The following is a 20,237-nucleotide window of genomic DNA, read 5'->3' as shown; positions in this document are numbered from 1 at the left end:
TATGATTTTTAATTCTTTTGCTTTTTTAGCCTTTCTCCCAATAGTTTTTTTTGTGTATTGGTTTATTGCCAAAAATAACATCAAATATCAAAACATAGTTTTACTTGTTTCTAGCTATGTTTTTTATGCTTTTTGGGATTATAGATTTCTATTTTTGCTTGTTTTTTCGACACTCTTAGATTACTTCACTGGGATAAAAATGCACGAATCTAAAACTGTTAAAGCAAAGAAATTTTGGTTTTGGTTGAGTATTTCTGTAAATTTAGGATTTTTAGGCGTTTTCAAATATTATAATTTCTTTATAGATTCCTTTGCTGAATTACTCTTAGGTTTCGGGTTACAATCAAATTTTTGGACACTCAGTGTTATACTTCCTGTAGGAATTTCGTTTTATACTTTTCACGGATTGTCTTATGTAATTGATATTTACAAGGATAAAATAAAACCAGAAAAAAACTTTATTGATTACTCGGTTTTTGTTAGTTTCTTCCCTTTATTAGTTGCTGGACCTATAGAAAGAGCTACCCATTTATTGCCACAAATTCAAAATAAAAGAACCTTTAACTATGAAAAAGCAGTTGATGGTTTACGGCAAATATTGTGGGGTTTATTTATGAAAGTGGTTGTTGCAGATAATTGTGCTGCAGTTGTGAATCGTGTTTTTGAATATCAAGACCATTTTAATGCAACGACTTTATTGATTGGTGCCGTTTTCTTTGCATTTCAAATTTATGGTGATTTTTCAGGATATTCTAATATCGCACTTGGAACCGCACGATTATTTGGAATAGAATTATTACGAAATTTTAATTTCCCCTATTTTTCTAGAGATATTGCAGAGTTTTGGCGTAGATGGCATATTTCATTGTCCTCTTGGTTTCGAGATTATTTATATATTCCATTGGGTGGAAGCAATCGAGGTTTGTTAATTCAAATAAGGAATACCATAATCATATTTGTGGTCAGTGGATTTTGGCATGGCGCAAACTGGACTTTTATAATTTGGGGAGCATTAAACGCCTTGTTTATTTTGCCCTTGATTATTTTTAAATTAAATCGTAAAAACACAAATATAGTTGCCGAAAATTCATGGTTTCCGTCTGTAAAAGAGTTTTTTCAAATGGGAATTACATTTGCATTAACAACCGTTGCGTGGGTGTTTTTTCGCTCTGCAACTGTCAAAGGAGCTTTGGGCTATTTACACAAATTAGTTGATTATAAAAAATATGGTTACCCAGAAGTGGATTTAAAACCCTTTTTATTTATAGTCCTATTGCTAATTGTAGAATGGTTTCAACGCAAAGAAACGCATGGATTAGTTCTTTCGAATTGTAAAAAACGTTACATACGTTGGGCGATTTATCTTGCCGTTTTTATTTTGATAGTATTGTTTGGTGCGAGTTCAGATTCCTTTATTTATTTCCAATTTTAGATGAAAAAATTTATAATAAAACTGCTCTTATTTTCGATACTCATTTCAGGGATTGTACTTATTATGCTCTCTAGATATGGCGGTTATGTAGATTATTTCTACAACAAGGTTTCTTCTCCTAGACAAAGTGCATTGATTATTGGCGAATCTAGAAGTTTTCAAGGACTTCAACCTGCGGTAATTAACGAAAATTTGAAAGGTGATTTCGATTTGCCAATTTTTAATTATAGTTTTACACTTTCACAAGCCACGTATGGCGATGGTTTTTTGAAAAGTATAAAAGGAAAAGTAAAACAAACTACCAGAAATGGACTTTTTATTCTCTCTATACAACCTTGGCTCATGGCGGAACGGGAAGGTGATACTATTGAAAAGGGAATTTTCTTTGAAAAAGATTTGCCTCCACACAATATGAGTTTTTTTGCAATGAACCCTAATTTTGAATATTTTTTTAAAAATTACAGCTATTTTCATTTCAAAGCAATAATTAAAAGAACCTCAAAAGTTCATGATGATGGCTGGTTAGAAGAATCTAATATTCCAAAGGATACCATACTATTGAACCAATGGAAACAAGAACAAATAAAAATGTATAAAGGTTTTGCCGATCATTGGAAAAAATCAGCGTATCGATTTATGTATCTCGAAAAAACAATTGAATTTTTGAAACAACACGGTACAGTAGTACTTGTTAGAATACCTTGTAGCAAAGCGATTATTGCTATTGAAGAACAATTTTGGAATGGTTTTGATAACGACATGAATGCTTTGGCTCAAAAAAACCAAATTCAATATGTAAATTATACCTTGGTCGAAAATTCATATTATTCCTACGACGGAGTACATTTGGACAAAAATAGTGGTGCAGCTTTTTCAAAATCATTGTGTGATTCGATAAAAAGTTTCAATAAATTAAAAACGCAATAACCCATTTGGCTAAAATAGAATAAGAATGGATACAGGCATCATACCCATAGAAATTTATACCGCATTATATTATAATGTGATACTGGCTTTTATACTCATCACTTTTTTTCATTCCCAATTATTGAAGATTGATGATAAAAGAAACAAAGCATATATCCGAATCACTGGATTCATATTGTTTAGTTTTGTATTATTATATATGGGTTTAAGACCTATAAGTGGTTTTTTTGGTGATATGCTCGTTTATGATAATTATTTTAATATGTATCAAAATAATTATGAAATCACGGAGAAACACGATGTCCTCTTTCATCAATTTATGATGTTGTGTACAAAGTTCATGTCAGCAGAAAGTTTTTTCTTTTTATGTGCAGTTATATATATTGCTCCGCTATGGTATTTGTCAAAAAAATGGTTTGATAAACTCTGGTTTTATTCTTTTTTAATGTTAGTTGGTTCCTTTTCATTTTGGGTTTATGGAGTTAATGGTATCCGAAATGGAATAGCAACTTCATTAATGCTTATGGCATTTACTTTTATTGACAAAAAGATTATCATGTCAATTTTTATAGCACTTGCCTGTTGTTTTCATTCTACGATGCTTTTGCCGGCAGTTGCGCTAGGGCTCACATTTTTAAATAATAAACCAAAAATGTATATGGCTTTTTGGTTGATAACGATTCCGGCTTCACTAGTTTTAGGAGGTTTTTGGGAAAGTATGTTTGCAGGTTTAGGCTTTGCAGATGATAGAGTTTCAAATTTAACCTCCGGGAATGTCGAAGGAGATAATTTTAGCAGTACAGGATTTAGATGGGATTTTATTGTATACAGTTTTTCTGGAGTTTATACAGGTTGGTATTTTATTGTAAAACAAAAATTTGAGGATGTTTTGTACAGCAGGTTGTTGAATGTGTTTTTGTTTACAAATGGAATTTGGATATTAGTAATTCGTGCTAATTTCTCTAACCGTTTTGCTTATTTGTCTTGGTTTATGCTAGGAATAATTATAATTTATCCCTTTTTGAAACTGCGAAATATTAAACACATTAATATAATTATAAGTTTCGTTTTGTTGCTCTATTACATGTTTACCTATTTTATGAATTTTATAAAAAGTTAATGAAGTCTATAACCATTTTTACTCCTACATTTAATCGTGCCTATTGCTTGCACCAAGTCTATGAAAGTCTAGTGGGTCAAACTTCGCAGGATTTTATTTGGATGCTAATTGACGATGGATCTACGGACAATACTTATGAGCTAGTCAATTCTTGGATTACAGAAAATAAAATTGAAATTAGCTATATTTATCAAGAAAATCAAGGCATGCACGGCGCACACAATACCGCTTATAAAAACATTACAACACCATGGAACGTATGTATAGATTCAGATGATTTTATGCCAGATGATGCAGTAGCCATTATTTTGAACCATTTGTTAGCAATAGATACTACTATTTTTGCAGGAATTATAGCGCTAGATGCAGATAAAAAAGGCAAGTTAATAGGAACTGCTATTCCAGAACATTTGACTAAAGTAAAACTCAATGAACTCTATTTAAAACATGGAGTAAAAGGAGACAAAAAGTTAGTTTTATTCACAGAAATTGCAAAAAAAATACCAGAATATCCTTTGTTTAAAGATGAAAAATTCGTGCCTTTAGATTATAAATATGTTTTGATAGATCAAAAATACGATTACAAACCAGTAAACGAAGTAGTATGTATTGTCGAATATCAAGCAGACGGTTCATCAATGAATATTTTTAAACAGTATAAAAACAATCCAAAAGGATTTGCCTTTTCTAGAATTAGTAGAATAGATTACGGTTTGAATTTTAAAGAAAAAATTAAGAACAGCATTCATTTGGTTTCGAGTATACTTTTCTCTGGAGATTTTGCTTCACTTTTTAAAACAAAACATACAATTTTAGTTTTAGCGAGTGTTCCATTTGGATTACTCTTAAATGGCTATATTCGTTATAAAACAGCAATTACCTCATGAAAATATTACAGGTAATCAATAACTTAGCTACTGGTGGTGCCGAGAAATTGCTCTTGGAAACAATTCCGTTGTATCGTGAAAAAGGAATTGTTATGGATGTTCTCGTTTTAAATGGTACGAATTATCCTTTTCTGCAACAATTAAAAGATTTAGAGTGTTGTACAATATATTCGTTGGGGTTAAAATCTGTATACAATCCAATACATATTTTTAAAATCATTCCCTATTTAAAAAAGTATGATATCCTACATGTTCATTTATTTCCTGCTCAATATTGGGTTGTTTTGGCAAAGTTACTGTCTTTTTCTAAAACAAAACTCTTTTTTACGGAACATAATATTACCAATGTAAGAATCCAAAATAAGGTTTTCAAACTTTTAGAATGCTTCATTTATTGCTACTACCATAAAATAATTTGTATTACAAACGAAATAAAAATCGTTATGAAGCAACATACGAATTCAACAAGCGACAAATTTGTAGTTATCGAAAACGGAGTCAATCTTGCCGCTATTAGAGCATCTAAACCGTATCAAAAAATCCAAATTCACCCCAGCATAAATCAAGATACTATATTATTAATTCAAGTAGCAGGATTTAGAGAACAAAAAGACCAACCCACATTGATAAAAGCGTTAAGTCATTTGCCTATCGAATATAAGCTATTGCTTGTGGGCGATGGAGTTTTGCAATCGGACTGCGAAAAACTAGTGCAAGAACTTCAATTGAGCGAAAGGGTTTTATTTTTAGGACTTCGGGCAGATGTTCCCCAACTTCTCAAAACTGCTGATATTGTTGTGCTGTCGTCACATTACGAAGGCTTGTCGCTTTCTAGTATAGAAGGTATGGCTTCTGGAAAACCATTTGTAGCCTCTAAAGTTGCGGGTTTATCAGAGGTGGTTTCTGGCGTAGGAATTTTATTCGAACAAGGAAATGATAAAGCATTAGCTCAAGTGCTAGAAAATTTGATAGACAATCCGGACTATTATCTTGCAGTTGCAATTGCTTGCCAAGAAAAAGCAAATCAATACGACATTAGCACTATGGTTGATCAACACATTCACTTGTATGAAGCTATCTGAAAAACCTAAACTAATTCGCACCGCTACCATAGCACTATCCTTGGATTTTTTGCTCAAAGGACAATTATCTTTCTTGCAAAAACACTATGAAGTTATTGCAGTATCTGGAGAAGACAATCACTTAAAAGAAGTTGCCAATAGAGAGCAAGTTAGAACCATAAACCTATCGATGCAAAGGAATATTAGTCTTTTGAAAGATTTAGTTTCTTTATGGCAATTGTATGTTTTATTTAAAAATGAAAAACCACAAATCGTACATTCAATCACACCAAAAGCTGGTTTACTAAGCATGATTGCAGCCTATTTTGCTAGAGTTCCTATTAGAATACATACCTTTACGGGTTTAATTTTTCCTTCCAAAAAAGGGTTGTTGAAACTATTATTACTAAACATGGATCGGGTTTTATGTCTTTTTGCAACCCATATTTTCCCTGAAGGTCAAGGGGTAAAAAATGATTTAAAAAAGTATAGTATTACTAAAAAGCCATTAAAAGTTATTGCAAATGGCAACGTAAACGGAATCGATACCGCTTATTTTAATAGTGAGCATTTTTCAGAACAATCTAAACTCGATTTAAAAATAAAATTGGGGATTCCACTTAATGATTTTGTTTTTATTTTCGTAGGTCGATTAGTAAAGGACAAAGGAATAAACGAATTAGTTACTGCTTTTAAGCTTTTGCAAAAAGAAAAAAGCACGGTCAAATTAATATTAGTTGGTAATTACGAAAGTGATTTAGACCCATTAGAATCTAAAACTCTCGAAATTATTAACACTAATAAATCCATACTTTCAGTCGGTTTTCAGAATGAAGTCAGGACTTATTTTTCGATTGCTGATGCACTTGTTTTCCCGAGTTATCGTGAAGGTTTTCCGAATGTTGTGATGCAAGCAGGAGCAATGAATTTGCCCAGTATTGTTACAGATATAAACGGTTGTAACGAAATTATCCAAGAAAATAATAATGGGTTTATTATTCCTGTTAAAAACCAAAGTGCTATTTTTGATGCCATGAAAAAAATGATTGACAATCCTGTTTTACTTGATGAAATGAAACAACAAGCCCGAACCATGATAGTTTCTCGATATAAACAAGAAGTAGTTTGGAACGCTATTCAGCTCGAATATTCAAGGTGTAGCAATGAAATGTTAAACCAATAAAAATGAAATTTTCGAATTGGATGCTATAATGCGACATTTATTTCATAATAAAACACAATGAAGTAGTATTTTTAAAAAATATGCAATGATAATTTTGATGAATTTTTAGTATAATAAAACATGTATAAAACAATCTTAAAGCCAACATTCGATTTTTTAGCCTGCTTTTTTGGTTTGGTTATTTTGTCCCCGTTATTTATTGTTGTAACTGTTTTTTTATATTTTGCCAATGATGGATATCCCTTTTTTTTCCAAAATAGACCAGGCAAAAACGGAAAAATTTTCAAAATAATTAAGTTCAAGACTATGAACGAACGCAAAGATGAAAAGGGTAATTTGCTACCCGACGCGGATAGATTGACAAAAATAGGTAGTCTTGTACGCAAAACATCACTAGACGAAATGCCACAATTAATCAATGTGCTCAAAGGCGAAATGAGTCTTATTGGTCCAAGACCACTACTTCCAGACTACTTGCATTTATATTCTGATTTTCAAAACCGCCGTCACGAAGTAAAACCCGGAATTACAGGTTGGGCTCAAGTCAACGGGCGAAATGCCATTTCATGGGACAAGAAATTTCAATATGATGTTTGGTATGTAGACCATGTATCTTTCATAGTAGACTTTAAAATACTTTTTAAAACCATAATCAAAATTATAAAATCCGAAGGTATAAACGCTGCAAATGCAGCAACAATAGAACCGTTCCATGGAAACTAAACTTATATTATATGGTGCCAGTGGGCATTGTAAAGTTGTAATAGATATTTTGCAAAACAACAATACTAGAATAAGTTCAATTGTTGATGAAAACCCTAACGTAAAAAACATTTTAGGCAAAAAAGTCAAACTAGCCAGTCAATTTGATTTTAATTCGTTGAGTAATGTGATATTAACAATTGGAAATAACAAAGCCAGAAAGACATTAGCGACCAAACTAGTAGTTAATTATGCTACAGCTATACATTCAAAAGCGATAGTATCAAGTCATGCGGAAATTGAGCAAGGTACTGTTATTATGGCTGGTGCAATTATTAATCCAAAAGTAATAATAGGTAAACATTGCATAATAAATACAGCTGCTATTGTAGAACACGATTGTAAAATAGAAGATTTTGTACATATTTCACCTAGTGTCTCTTTAGCTGGCGGCATTCAAGTAGGTGAAGGAACACATATAGGAATTGGAGCAATAGTGATTCAAAAAATACAAATTGGAAAATGGGTTACTATTGGTGCAGGTGCTGTAATTATCAATGACATACCTGATTATGCAGTAGTAGTTGGAAATCCTGGTAAAATTATAAAATACAACACAGTATAGTTGAGACTTAAAATTGGAATCAAGGTATTATTTGTACTTTGATTCGATTTTTTTTTTTACTAATTTTACCAATCTTTTTTTTAACTAAAATTTAAAAACATTGAATGTTATATTGTTAATTATTAATAAATAACAAAATGGTTTATTTAAAATACAAGTATTTTAATGTAAAACAGACAATTTTTATGAATTTAAATTAGGAGATTATAAAAGTATTCATAAAATAAATATAATATAAAATTAACATGAAAAAAGTACTTACTGTTATTGTACTAATTGCAATTTTTTTTCAAACTACAACTGTCCAAGCCCAAGATTTATTAAAAGACAAAGACTTGACTACTATTAAAGTAGATAATTTATCCGAAGTAGATATTGCGAAAGTTAAGACTCAATTAGAGAGTGTTAATTTAAGTATAGAACAAGCAGAACCTATTTTGTTATCAAAAGGGATGTCTATTCAAGAATTAACTAAATTAAAAGCAAAGTTAAAAAATACTACAATAAGCAATACTATTGCTGCCGGAAATCTTGATTTAGGTCGTGGACAAGAAAAAGTGAGTAATAGAAAAGAAAAAGACCTAGAAAATAGTTTGGTTTTTGGCTCCGAATTATTTGATAATCCAACGCTTAATTTTGAACCTAATTTAAAACTAGCGACTCCAGTAAATTATATTTTAGGTCCAGGCGATGAACTTCAAATAAGTGTTTATGGAGTTCAGGTTTTTAATGCTACAATTCCTGTAACTGTTGAAGGCAGCATTGACATACAATTTGTAGGGCAAATAGCAGTAATAGGAATGACTATTGAAGCTGCAACCCAAAAAATACGCAGTGCAATTGCTAATGTTTACAGTACAGTTCGATCGGGACAATCACAAGTAAGTGTTAGTTTAAGCAAAGTTAGAACAATTAAAATCACAGTCATAGGAAGCAAACTTCCGGGAAATTATTCTGTGTCCTCATTAGCAACAGTATACAATGCACTATATTTAGCTGGCGGTCCAGGAAAAAACGGAAGTTATAGAAATATAGAATTACTACGCAATAACAAAGTCTTTAAAAATGTAGACATTTACCATTTTTTGGTCAATGGTGATCAATCTGATAATATTGGATTAAAAGATAATGATGTAATTCGCATTCCAGCCTATTCGCTGAGAGTGGCAGTCGAAGGAGAAGTAAAAAGGTCCGGTATTTTCGAATTAAAACCTAAAGAGACCTTTAAAGATTTGTTGTCTTTTGCCTCAGGATTTAATGAACTTGCCTACACGGCATCTATCAATATTACTCAAAAAACCGACAAGGAATTCAAAGTAAGAGATCTCAAGGCATCAGAGTTTGCTACTTACAAACCACAGTCTGGTGATGTATTCAAAGTAACTAGAATTTTAAATAGATTCGAAAATAGAATAAAAATAACTGGAGCTGTTTTTAGACCAGACACTTATTCCTTTTACGAAGGAATGAGAGTTTCTGATTTGGTAAAAAAAGCAGAAGGATTAAAAGAAGATGCTTATACCCAAAGAGCAAGAATTATAAGATTGAAAGATGATTTGACTGCCCAAATGCTGCAAATCAATCTTGTCAAAGCATTGGTTGGAGATGCAACAGCTAATCTTGTTTTACATAAAGAAGATGTGGTAAACATCTACTCTATTTTGGATTTTGAGCAAGAATATAAAATAACCATAGATGGAGAGATTAAAAAACCCGGAACCTATAAGTATCATGAAAATCTAACTTTGAATGATTTATTGATTGAAGCCGGAGGATTAATAGGTTCGTCTTCAAAGAAAGTTGAAATTGCCCGAATGATAAAATCAGAAGAAATAGACGATAATAGTCCTGTTAAAGCAGAATTATTTAATCTTGAGATTGATGTCAATAATAACGAACAAGCACAAAACTTTGATTTAAAACCATTTGATGTGATTACTATCCGTAGAATGGCTGTTTATGAAGAGCCTGAAATAGTAACCATTAAAGGAGCTGTGAATTATTCAGGAAAATATGTTTTGATTAATAAGAAAGAAAAAATATACGACTTAATTAAAAGAGCTGGTGGATTGACATCTGTTGCGAATTTAGATGGTGTAAAAATCAATCGACCAATTCTAAACAAGCAAGTCGAAGATTTACAAAGAGTGAATTTTAATTTGGGAAAAAATGACAGTATTCAAAATGTTTTAACCAATAAACTTTTAAATTTGAAATTTGCTACTATTCCCGTTGATTGGAAAAAAATTGTGCAAGATCCAAACAACAATACTAATGTAACGTTGTTTCCAGGTGATGAAATAGAAGTTGCTGTTTATAACGAAAACGTGAAAATATCAGGGAATGTAATATTGACATCAGAGATTCCTTACGAAAAAGGCAAAGCATTTGGGTATTATTTAGGCGCAGTTGGCGGCACGGATGCTAAAGCTTGGAAAAAGAAAGCATTTATCATTTATCCTAACGGTAAAACCGCAGTTTCCAGTTCCTTTTTCTTTGTAAGATCGTATCCAAAGGTTGCGCCAGGTTCGCAGATAGTTGTTCCAGAAAGACCAGAGAAAAAGACAAGAAGCACTGCTGAAATAATAAGTATAGGAAGTATTATTGCTACTTTGGGATTACTAATCATAACTACTTTCAAATAACATTAATTATTTTCATGGAGAATTTACAAAAACAAAATGACGAAATTACGTTAAAAGAATTACTGTATAAAGCGAAAGATTGGTATGCTTATTTGCTGACCCAATGGAAAATTATTGCATTGGCAATGGTAATAGGCGGTATTATAGGACTAGCTTATGCGCTTACTAAAAAACCTATTTATACAGCTACTTTAACCTTTGCTTTAGAAGATAAAAGTGCAGGTGGAAATAGTTCTCTAAGTATTGACAGTCCATTTGGAATTGATTTAGTTGGAGGAAGTAACGGAGGAGCTTTTTCGGGATCTAATTTGCCCGTACTTTTCCTTTCACGAAATATGGTTGAAAGAACGCTATTGTCTCCAATTATTTTTGAAAAGAAAAAAATATCATTGGCAGAAATGTATATTCAAAATAAGGGTTGGCGTAATAAATGGGAAGAGAATCAAAAACTTAAATCAATTCAGTTTTTGCCAAACTCATCTCGAATAGACTTTACTCGAGTACATGATAGTATTTTGGGAGTTATTTATGATGATCTTTCAATGGCCAATTTGACAGTATCTCAAAAAGATAAAAAAATAGGATTTATTGTTATTACTACAAAATCTAACAACGAATTGTTTGCTAAATATTTTACCGAAGCTATAGCAAAGCAAGTTTCTGATTTTTATATTGATTATAAAAGCAAAAAAGCTCGAGAGAATGTAAGTATTTTGATAAAACAAACTGATTCTATCCGTGCTGAATTGAATAGTGCTATCACAGGAGTTGCCATTTCTGTAGACAATACTTTCAATCTCAATCAAGCTTTAAATGTAAAAAAAACTCCCACAGCACGAAAACAAGTGGATGTTCAGGCAAATACTTTTATTTTAACTGAAATTATAAAACAAACTGAACTGGCTAAAGTGGCACTTCGCAAAGAAACTCCTTTAATTAAGGTGATAGATAGTCCTATTTTGCCCTTAAAAAAAGAAAAAATTGGTGTAGTATTTGGTGTGATTTTAGGAAGTGTTGTTGCTTTATTTATAGCATTACTTTTTTTAATGTTTAAAAATATTTTTAAACAATTAATGGAATAATTATACCTACAACTCAAAAAATAATAATGATAAATTTAAAATTAGCTGAAAGATTTTTTATAATCATACTTTTTTGTAGTTTGTTAACTTCTTTTTTATTTAAATCATTTATCAACAATGAATTATTATCCAATATACTCGTTGCTTTTAACTCATTAATGATCTTTTTTTTTATTTTCATTAGTATAAAAAATTATATAACAAAATTTCTCTTATTTATTTTTTTTCTTCTTAGGATATTTTTATTATACATAGATTATTACGGAAAAGCGTTAGTTAACGTATTTCATAGTGGTGGCGACTCTGAAAGGTTTTATATATGGGGAATTGATGTCTCAAAAGATTTGAGTATGATTAACGAGATTTCATATACAAGATATACAGAATTTTTGGGGGTTTTATATTGGATTATTGGTGACCAAAGACTGTTTTCACAATTTATTAATGTGATTTTAGGAATGTGGTCAATTTTTGTTTTTTACAAAATTCTTGATTTATTTAATTTTGATGACTCTAAAAAATTATTTTTTTTAGTTTTATATGGTTTGTTTCCTCAAAACATTATATTCTCTTCAATATTACTACGTGAAGCACTGATACAGTTCTTTTTTATTTATAGCATCTTTTTTTTCACAAAGTGGTTAATGACAAATAATAAGATCAATATATTTATAACGGTGCTTTTTGTTTTGTTAAGTTCACTATTTCATTCAGGGATGATAATTAGTTTGCTAGTTTATGGTTATATGTTTTTATTCTTAGAGGTAGAAAAATATAGATTTAAATATTCTTTCAAGAGATTAACTTTATTTTTTCTTTGTATTGGTTTTTCATACATTATTATTGCGAATGATTCATCAATTTTGAGCGGAAAATTTTCATTTTTGCAAGTAGATGAGAACAATTTAACTTTGTACGAAAAATATCAATCTAATAGTGAAGAAGGCGGTTCTACATACTTAAAAAATTATAAAATAAGTTCCGCAGTTGATTTTATAACTTTAGTACCCTTGAAATTAATTTATTTTATTTTTTCTCCAATGCCTTATGATGTAAGAGGCATAGGGGATTTGACTGCAATTTTAATAGATAGTTCATTTTACTATTTTTTAATTTACAAAACTATCAGGAGTAGAAAACTTATATGTAATAATTTTTTTAGAATATTTCCCAAAATATTTTTTATTTTATTTTTAATCGTTTCATTAGGTTTTGCTATTGGAACAGAAAATACTGGAACTGCAATGAGGCACAGAGCTAAAATATTCCCGGCTTTAATAATGGTAGTTGTTTTTATTGAAAGTATTAAACAGAACAAAAATTCTATCTGGAATGACAAAAAAATTATTTAAAAGTATTGCAGTTAAATACGGGGATGGAATTTTATCACTTACAGCTAATTTCATTCAAAAAGCGGCTTTTTTAATTGTAGCTTTATTATTAGCTCGTATTTTTGGACCAAATTTATTTGGAAAATATGCATTTTTAAAACAAGCTTACGATGTTTTAATTGTTTTTATTTTATTCGGTGGCGATAAATCTTTAATTTACTTTTCGGCAATTAATAAAAATGATGGTTTAAATAAGCTTTTAAGTGTCATTAAGTTCGTAATAATAATTGTTATTCTATTTTTTTTAGGAAGTATTTTTTTTAGAGATGAATTGTTAGAAAATTACGATTTTTCTTATAATCTATTTTTTATCTTAATTTTCGCTTCAACCCTTTTAATAAATTTAATTTTAACGTTTATCGAAAGTTATTTTATTGGAATTAAATCATTAAAAACTTATTTTAAGTCAGTGATTATTTCAGCGCTATTTTATATACCACTGTCTTATTTTTTTGGTTATAAATTTGGAATTATTGGTGTTTTTTTAGCATTTTTAGTTCATTATGTGGTACAGTTTTTTTATATTTATTTTAAAGAAGGTCATGCTTTCAATAAGCGAGGAGTGAATGATATTAAACATGATTTAAAACAACTATATGCGTTTTCTTTTCCTGTAGGTATTGGTGAATTACTCGTTATTCTCACCGCTTTTTATACTTCAATTATTTTAATTAAGAATGCTAGTTTTGAAGATTTAGGTTTATTTAATGTTGCCATGCGTATGGTTATGTTTATTGTTTTTATACCCAATTTGTTAAATAACATTTTATTGTCTTATTTATCTATTTCAAGCAACAAAGAAAAGTTACTGTTGAAAACAGTTTTTTTAAATTTGGTATTGTCCGGATTAGTTGGTCTGGTTTTTTATATTTTTTCAAAACAAATATTCTCATTATTTGGAGGTTATTCTGAAGAAAGTTTGAACGAAGTATTTATAAATTTAATTTTAGGAATTTTACCCTTCTGTTCTAGTTTGGTCTTGCTCCAGTATTTAATTTCTATTCAGAGAAGATGGAGTTACCTTTTTTTTAGATTCCTACGAGAAGGATTAACTATAGGAATCTTTATTTTTTATATTAACCTAAATTTTAAAGGCAATGCTTTACTGCTCTCAAAATGCTTTTTATTTTCAAACTATATTAGTCTAATCTTATTGACATTATTTATTGTTACTAATTATTTTTATGAAAGAAAAGAGCATAAAATCAATTCTTTAAAAAAATAGTTTCTTAATTTCAAATTTAGAATACGATTTCAAGTTCAAGTTAAAATAAAATAAATCATTATAATTATGAAAAGAAAAAAAATTTGTTTTGTGGTTCCTTCCTTAGGAACTGCAAGAGTATTTCTCAAGAATCATATCGAAGAGTTAAGTATTTATTTTGACATTTACTTGGTGGCTAATGTTCTAGAGGAAGAAATGATTTATTCTACGGACTTTCAAATAAAAGAATTAAAAAATATAAAAATAACAAGAGGTATCGCTTTAATAAACGATTTACGCACTTTATTATATTTATGTTCTTATTTCAAAACAATGAAGTTTGACGCTGTACACACAGTAACACCAAAAGCCGGTTTATTAGGCATTTTAGCCGCACGTTTGGTAGGTGTTTCTAATCGTATTCATATTTTTACGGGTCAGGTTTGGCACACAAAAAAAGGCGCTTATAAATATTTATTAATGTTTTTCGATCGTTTTACAGTTTGGAATTCAACCCATATTTTGGTAGATGGACAATCACAAAGACAATTCTTAATAAAAAATAAAATAGTTGCAGCAACTCATTCTTTTGTTTTAGGAAAAGGTTCTATTAGTGGAGTAGATACAAATAGGTTTATTCCAAATGCTATTGTTAAAAAAGGAGTAAGAGCTGAATTAGGGATTAAAGAAAACGATGTGGTTTATATGTTTTTAGGTCGAATGAATTCCGAAAAAGGTATAAATGAATTAGCCGAAGCTTTTAATCGTTTGCGTGAAAAACATGTAAATGTTCGCTTATTGCTTGTTGGTGGTGATGAAGAGAATATGACACTTATGGTAAAACAAAAAGTAAAAAATATTGAATCAGTTATATTTTATGGTGTAACTCCAACACCTGAACGCTTAATACAAGCTTGCGATATATATTGCATGCCTAGCTATAGAGAGGGTTTTGGATTAAGTGTAATAGAAGCTTCGTTATTAGAAAAGCCAATAATATGCAGTGATACTTATGGGCTCACAGAGAGTATCATTGAAAACAAAACGGGTATAAGGCATAAAGTGGCAAACGTAGATTCTCTTCATTTTGCTATGGAAAAATTATATAATGATCAAAATCTAGTTGAATCATTAGGTAAAGGTGGTAGAGTGTATGTATTGGAAAACTTTTCAGCAAAAACAATTTCTGAAAAATGGTTAGAATTTTATTTAAAAATGTTTAATGTGTAGGAAAAAATATTTTAAAATACTTTTGAGTTTACAATATAACATCAGTTTAATTTGAAGTTTCAAAATAATAGTTATAAAAATGTAGCTAAAATAAACGGTAACCCGTTGGGTATAATTATTGATTTTTTAGAAATAAATTTTATTAACGTACTTTGACCTAGCGCAGTACAGGTTCGAAACATAGAAAAAAGAACATTATAGACCAATTGCTTCGCCAGTTCGCTAACGCTTGGGTCTTGTTTTTTTCATTGCTATGTTTAGCTTTAAAAAAGTGAAACACCTTAAGAATAATTATAAAAACTATGTTCCTGCCTTTCTGTAGACAGTTCTATGTGTTTAAAATAAATACATTGAATTACACCCAACGGGTTAAACTGTAATTTTATCGGCCTTTACAGTGAGTGATTCACAGTCTTATTTCTGGTAAATTATACTGATTTTTTCTAAATTGAGTACATCAACAATCAGTGACAGTTACTCAAAAAAAACCTCTTTTAGACCTAAAACGGCTTAGCTATCACTTTTCTTTTTGTATAGATTTCATCAAAACAGGAAATAAAAAACCATACATCACCACAACATTACATATTTTAATCCTATAATTCTTTCTATTACGCAAAGTATAGGGCTAATAATTTGTCAATAAAAACAAGCTTTTTTTATGCTTTCCTAAAAAAAATAGGAATTTTTTTAAAGTGTATACTTTTTTTATGGGGTTTAATTACATTAATCTTATCCTAACTTTTTATTTTTACTTTCAAGAATTTTATTTTTTTAACAACATTTTGTCAATAGTACAGTTCATTTTTTTTTAATAACAAGCGCCATTTTTGTCAAGACAAACACAGTCGAGACGCAACATCATAATAAGTAAATAAAATAAAACTGTTAATTTTTTAAATGGAATAAAGTAACATTAGTGTTTATGTTTCGTAACATATTCAATAGTGCTAGTTTTAAAGATTATTTGAATGTCAACAAAAGTTTAAACAAACCTAATGAATACTACTAATTTCAAACTTTAAAGGTCATACAGACCTATTTATTGAACTAATTATACCAAATAAAGAATTATATAAAGACTATTTTTAGATGATATAATTAACTCAATAGAGTTTATAAACAATAAACACAACGTGAAAATAAATTTAATCGAATATTTAAAGGATACGGTAATTAAATTTCCGAATAAAACGGCTATTGATGACAATCATGCTCAAATTTCATTTTCAGAATTGGATGTGATTTCAAATAAAATCGCAGCAGCAATTGTTTCAAAGAACAACTCTTCACGACAGCCAATTGCCGTTTACTTGTCTAAAAATAGATGGTCTATATTGTCCTTCATTGGTATTTTTAAAAGTGGGAATTTTTATGTGCCGTTAGATGTTAAATCACCTGTTGATAGAGTTGCAAAAATTTTGGATAATTTAAATGCTGCTTTTGTAATCACAGATTCAGCGCACCAAGAAAAACTAATAGGACTTGGATATACAGGTCAAATTATTTTACTTGAAAATGTTTTAAGTGAGCCATTGACAAAGGAAAATGTTCATCAAATCGAACAAATTTCGCAGCAAATTATAGATTTAGATCCCATTTATGCCATTTACACCTCAGGTTCAACCGGAAATCCAAAAGGGGTTTTAATTTCCCACAAAGGAGTTATTGATTTTATAGAATGGGCAATTACAACCTATTCTATTACAGACACAGCTACAATTGGCAATCAAGTTCCTTTTTATTTTGATGTTTCTACTTTAGATATTTATTCCATGGTGGTTACGGGTGCAACCTTAAACATTATCCCCGAAGATCGATTTGCATTCCCCATAAAACTCATAGAATATGTTAATGAAAAAAAAATAAATACCGTATGTTGGGTTCCATCGGTTTTGAATAATGTTTCCAATTTTGATGCTTTTTCGACCTTAAAACCAACTTCATTAAATAAAATTTTATTTGCAGGTGAAGCAATGCCTAACAAACATTTGAATTATTGGCGAAAAAATTATCCAAGTGCATTGTACGCAAATTTATATGGTCCAACAGAGATTACGGTCATTTGTACCTACTACACCGTGGATAGAGAATTTAATGATGATGAGCCTTTGCCTATTGGTAAAGCTTGTAAAAACGCACATGTATTGATTGTTTCTGAAAACGGACTTCTTGCAAAAAAAGGTGATTTAGGTGAGTTGTGTGTAAGAGGTTCGTCATTGGCATTTGGTTATTATAATGATCCTGAAAAAACAAAATTGGCTTTTGTACAAAATCCGTTGCACAATTTATATCCAGATTTAGTTTACAAAACAGGTGATTTAGTCTATGAAAATGAATACGGAGAAATAATGTTTGTAGGTAGGAAAGATTCCCAAATCAAACACATGGGTTATCGTATCGAATTAGGTGAAATAGAAACCGCAATGTTAGGAGTCGAAGGGGTCAAAAACGCCTGCGTTTTATATGATGAATATAAAAAAGAAATAGCTGCTTTTTTTGTCGCACACAAATCAAATGTCGAGATTAGAAAAGATTTGATAAATACATTGCCCAAATATATGATTCCTACAATATGGATCGAAAAAGAAACTTTTGCCTTAAATGCAAATGGTAAAATAAATAGATTAGAACTTAAGGAGCAATTATAATGACGGATTTACAAATTTTATCGGAAATAAAAACAAAGCCGTTTGTTACAAATTGTTTCATGACCGAAAGAGATATTTTTGACAACAAAGATTCCTGTTTTTTTGACAATCAAACAGACGAGAATTTGTTTTGTTTTTATAAAAAATCAAACCATGATTTTAAGAATATGTTTTTTTATGCAAATAATACTGCATTACTTTCTCAAAATCCTATAGTATTACAAGAAGGTAATTATGTTACGGAAGTGATAGTTTTAGAAAATGAAGTTGAAAAATCATTGCAAATTAAAAATTGGTTAAACTCGCAGGGTAATTATCATTATCATACCGTTTTTAGAATGTACAGATTGCAAAAAGAACAGGAAGAGGATTTGAATTATTCCCTAATTCAAAATCCAGAGGAACATGATTTTGAAGCTTTATTGAATATTTTAGAGCAAAATTTCGACAAGTACACGGAAAGAATTCCTACACTAGAAAAATTGAAAGAATTGCAAAAAAGTATTCATTTGATAAAAGTAGATAACGAAATTGCCGCAATTTTTTTAACTGAAATAAAAGGGACTACAAAAAATTTACTTTTTTGGTTAGTGATTTCTAAATTTCGTGGAAAAGGATACGGGGAATTAATATTTAAATATTGTTTAAATTGTGATCCAGAAATCAAGCGTTACATCAGTTGGATCGATATAAGAAATGAATACTCTATAAAAAAACATATAGAATTTGGTTTTGTAAAAGACCGAATTTCAAACAGCATTTACCTCAATAAAAATATAATGAACGAAAAAATAATAAAAATTTTAGAAGACACACGACCAGAATTTGATTTTAATGATGAAAAAGCAAATTTTATCACAGCAGGATATTTAGACTCTTTTGATATAATAACTCTAGTGGTTGATATAGAGAACACATTCGAAGTCAAAATAATTGGTGCTTTAATTGTTCCAGAAAGTTTTTATAATGTAGCTTCTATTTTAAATTTAATCGAAGTGTCTAAAAATGCATCTTAAATTTAAAAATAAGAAAATAACAGGTATATTATCCGTTTTACCAAGTAATGAAATCCATTATTTAGACGAAATAGTAAACTATAACTTTTCGGAAAAACAAAGTATCAAGCTCGGGAAAATAATGGGTTATGGAACACAACGAATTGTAGATGATACCACTACGGTTTCTGATTTGTGTGTTTTTGGAATAAACCATTTAATTGATAATCAATTGCTTGATAAAAATTCTATTGGAGCCGTTGTTTTGTGTACTCAGTCTCCAGATTATTTTTTGCCAGCGACTTCTAATGTGATTTCCGGGCGACTCGCTTTGAGTCAAGATGTGATTTCGATGGATATAAATCAAGGTTGTGCCGGATTTGAAGTGGGCTTGATGCAAGCATTTATGCTATTGAACACAGGAAATATAAATAAAGTAGTGCTTTTGAACGCCGATGTTTTAAGTAAAAAAATTTCTAAAAAAGATAGAAATAGTCGACCGTTAGTTGGTGATGGTGCTACGATAACCATTATAGAAAATTCATTTGATGATGAGGAAATAGACCTGTTTATTAAAATGGATGGAACAAGTGCCTTGAGTTTGCAGATTCCTGCTGGTGGTTTTAAAACGCTTTCGACCGCTGAAACAGCAATACTAAGAGAGGATGCAGCTGGAAACTTTAGAGCATTAGACCACTTAGTGATGAAGGGAGACGAAGTGTTTAATTTTGTACAAACCAAAGTGCCAGAAATGATTCAGGAAATGTTTGACACCTTAAAAATAGACAAATCGTATTTTGATTATTACCTTTTTCATCAGCCTAACAAATTTATGTTGGAGAAATTGGCTGAAAAAATGAATATTCCGTACGAACAAATGCCTAACAATATTAGTCAAAAATATGGTAACGGAAGCAGCACTACTGTACCATTAAATGTTTGCGAAAATATTGGGGAAAAAGCATTATCTAGTTCATACAAGGTTTGTTTTGGTGGATTTGGTGTTGGTTTAACTTGGAGTATCATTAAATGGAAATTAGAAAATTTAGATTTCTGTAAAATAATAAATTATTAAATCACGAAACAAGCATGCTAATTTTTT

16 protein-coding genes are annotated in these 20,237 nt (G+C 30.0%); all 16 read left to right on the top strand.

Going from position 1 to position 20,237, the window contains the following annotated elements; genetic code table 11:
- The first annotated feature begins 1 nt into the window (after position 1).
- The gene (locus RMO53_RS02660; RefSeq protein ID WP_310377804.1) at positions 2-1,432 is read left to right on the top strand and encodes an MBOAT family O-acyltransferase; all 1,431 of its coding nucleotides are present in this window, start codon (positions 2-4) and stop codon (positions 1,430-1,432) included.
- Positions 1,433-2,359 carry a hypothetical protein gene (locus RMO53_RS02655; RefSeq protein ID WP_310377803.1) on the top strand — a complete coding sequence of 309 codons (927 nt, stop codon included), beginning with the start codon at positions 1,433-1,435 and terminating at the stop codon, positions 2,357-2,359.
- Between the two features lie 25 nt (positions 2,360-2,384).
- Positions 2,385-3,479 carry an EpsG family protein gene (locus RMO53_RS02650; protein ID WP_310377802.1) on the top strand — a complete coding sequence of 365 codons (1,095 nt, stop codon included), beginning with the start codon at positions 2,385-2,387 and terminating at the stop codon, positions 3,477-3,479.
- A complete protein-coding gene (locus tag RMO53_RS02645; protein ID WP_310377801.1) occupies positions 3,479-4,366 on the top strand; it encodes a glycosyltransferase family 2 protein in 888 nt (295 codons plus the stop codon). The genes RMO53_RS02650 and RMO53_RS02645 overlap by 1 nt, the downstream gene beginning before the upstream one ends.
- Positions 4,363-5,448, top strand: a complete 1,086-nt coding sequence (locus RMO53_RS02640) for a glycosyltransferase (RefSeq protein WP_310377800.1) — start codon at positions 4,363-4,365, stop codon at positions 5,446-5,448. The genes RMO53_RS02645 and RMO53_RS02640 overlap by 4 nt, the downstream gene beginning before the upstream one ends.
- The gene (locus RMO53_RS02635; RefSeq protein WP_310377799.1) at positions 5,435-6,610 is read left to right on the top strand and encodes a glycosyltransferase family 4 protein; all 1,176 of its coding nucleotides are present in this window, start codon (positions 5,435-5,437) and stop codon (positions 6,608-6,610) included. Before RMO53_RS02640 ends, RMO53_RS02635 begins: the two co-directional genes overlap by 14 nt.
- Positions 6,611-6,730: 120 nt before the next feature.
- A complete protein-coding gene (locus RMO53_RS02630; protein WP_310377798.1) occupies positions 6,731-7,333 on the top strand; it encodes a sugar transferase in 603 nt (200 codons plus the stop codon).
- On the top strand, positions 7,323-7,937 hold the full coding sequence (locus RMO53_RS02625; RefSeq protein ID WP_310377797.1) for an acetyltransferase: 615 nt from the start codon (positions 7,323-7,325) through the stop codon (positions 7,935-7,937). Before RMO53_RS02630 ends, RMO53_RS02625 begins: the two co-directional genes overlap by 11 nt.
- Before the next feature lie 245 nt (positions 7,938-8,182).
- A complete protein-coding gene (locus tag RMO53_RS02620) occupies positions 8,183-10,582 on the top strand; it encodes an SLBB domain-containing protein (protein ID WP_310377796.1) in 2,400 nt (799 codons plus the stop codon).
- A 14-nt stretch (positions 10,583-10,596) separates the two neighbouring features.
- Positions 10,597-11,664: a Wzz/FepE/Etk N-terminal domain-containing protein gene (locus RMO53_RS02615; RefSeq protein WP_310377795.1), complete on the top strand. Its 1,068-nt coding sequence runs from the start codon at positions 10,597-10,599 to the stop codon at positions 11,662-11,664.
- A gap of 26 nt (positions 11,665-11,690) precedes the next feature.
- Entirely contained in the window at positions 11,691-13,016 is a 1,326-nt protein-coding gene (locus RMO53_RS02610) for a hypothetical protein (protein ID WP_310377794.1), read from the top strand.
- Positions 12,997-14,280 (top strand): oligosaccharide flippase family protein, encoded by a 1,284-nt coding sequence (locus RMO53_RS02605; RefSeq protein WP_310377793.1) that lies wholly within the window; start codon positions 12,997-12,999, stop codon positions 14,278-14,280. Before RMO53_RS02610 ends, RMO53_RS02605 begins: the two co-directional genes overlap by 20 nt.
- Before the next feature lie 66 nt (positions 14,281-14,346).
- Positions 14,347-15,489, top strand: coding sequence for a glycosyltransferase (locus RMO53_RS02600; RefSeq protein WP_310377792.1), 1,143 nt, complete (start codon positions 14,347-14,349; stop codon positions 15,487-15,489).
- A 1,136-nt stretch (positions 15,490-16,625) separates the two neighbouring features.
- The gene (locus tag RMO53_RS02595) at positions 16,626-18,140 is read left to right on the top strand and encodes an amino acid adenylation domain-containing protein (RefSeq protein ID WP_310377791.1); all 1,515 of its coding nucleotides are present in this window, start codon (positions 16,626-16,628) and stop codon (positions 18,138-18,140) included.
- Between the two features lie 59 nt (positions 18,141-18,199).
- On the top strand, positions 18,200-19,156 hold the full coding sequence (locus RMO53_RS02590) for an acyl carrier protein (protein ID WP_310377790.1): 957 nt from the start codon (positions 18,200-18,202) through the stop codon (positions 19,154-19,156).
- On the top strand, positions 19,146-20,210 hold the full coding sequence (locus RMO53_RS02585) for a ketoacyl-ACP synthase III (RefSeq protein ID WP_310377789.1): 1,065 nt from the start codon (positions 19,146-19,148) through the stop codon (positions 20,208-20,210). The genes RMO53_RS02590 and RMO53_RS02585 overlap by 11 nt, the downstream gene beginning before the upstream one ends.
- Positions 20,211-20,237 lie beyond the last annotated feature (27 nt).

The organism is Flavobacterium sp. (assembly GCF_031409475.1).
GTDB lineage: Bacteria > Bacteroidota > Bacteroidia > Flavobacteriales > Flavobacteriaceae > Flavobacterium.
Note: the sequence above shows the minus strand (reverse complement) of the source record. Positions and strands in the feature narration are given on the sequence as shown.

Excerpts from the sequence above, each read along its gene's own strand:
- RMO53_RS02610 (WP_310377794.1), top strand. The coding sequence starts at position 11,691 with ATGATAAATTTAAAATTAGCTGAAAGATTTTTTATAATCATACTTTTT.
- RMO53_RS02660 (WP_310377804.1), top strand. The coding sequence starts at position 2 with ATGATTTTTAATTCTTTTGCTTTTTTAGCCTTTCTCCCAATAGTTTTT.
- RMO53_RS02615 (WP_310377795.1), top strand. The coding sequence starts at position 10,597 with ATGGAGAATTTACAAAAACAAAATGACGAAATTACGTTAAAAGAATTA.
- RMO53_RS02620 (WP_310377796.1), top strand. The coding sequence starts at position 8,183 with ATGAAAAAAGTACTTACTGTTATTGTACTAATTGCAATTTTTTTTCAA.
- RMO53_RS02585 (WP_310377789.1), top strand. The coding sequence starts at position 19,146 with ATGCATCTTAAATTTAAAAATAAGAAAATAACAGGTATATTATCCGTT.
- RMO53_RS02600 (WP_310377792.1), top strand. The coding sequence starts at position 14,347 with ATGAAAAGAAAAAAAATTTGTTTTGTGGTTCCTTCCTTAGGAACTGCA.
- RMO53_RS02640 (WP_310377800.1), top strand. The coding sequence starts at position 4,363 with ATGAAAATATTACAGGTAATCAATAACTTAGCTACTGGTGGTGCCGAG.
- RMO53_RS02590 (WP_310377790.1), top strand. The coding sequence starts at position 18,200 with ATGACCGAAAGAGATATTTTTGACAACAAAGATTCCTGTTTTTTTGAC.
- RMO53_RS02630 (WP_310377798.1), top strand. The coding sequence starts at position 6,731 with ATGTATAAAACAATCTTAAAGCCAACATTCGATTTTTTAGCCTGCTTT.
- RMO53_RS02635 (WP_310377799.1), top strand. The coding sequence starts at position 5,435 with ATGAAGCTATCTGAAAAACCTAAACTAATTCGCACCGCTACCATAGCA.
- RMO53_RS02650 (WP_310377802.1), top strand. The coding sequence starts at position 2,385 with ATGGATACAGGCATCATACCCATAGAAATTTATACCGCATTATATTAT.
- RMO53_RS02655 (WP_310377803.1), top strand. The coding sequence starts at position 1,433 with ATGAAAAAATTTATAATAAAACTGCTCTTATTTTCGATACTCATTTCA.
- RMO53_RS02645 (WP_310377801.1), top strand. The coding sequence starts at position 3,479 with ATGAAGTCTATAACCATTTTTACTCCTACATTTAATCGTGCCTATTGC.
- RMO53_RS02605 (WP_310377793.1), top strand. The coding sequence starts at position 12,997 with ATGACAAAAAAATTATTTAAAAGTATTGCAGTTAAATACGGGGATGGA.
- RMO53_RS02625 (WP_310377797.1), top strand. The coding sequence starts at position 7,323 with ATGGAAACTAAACTTATATTATATGGTGCCAGTGGGCATTGTAAAGTT.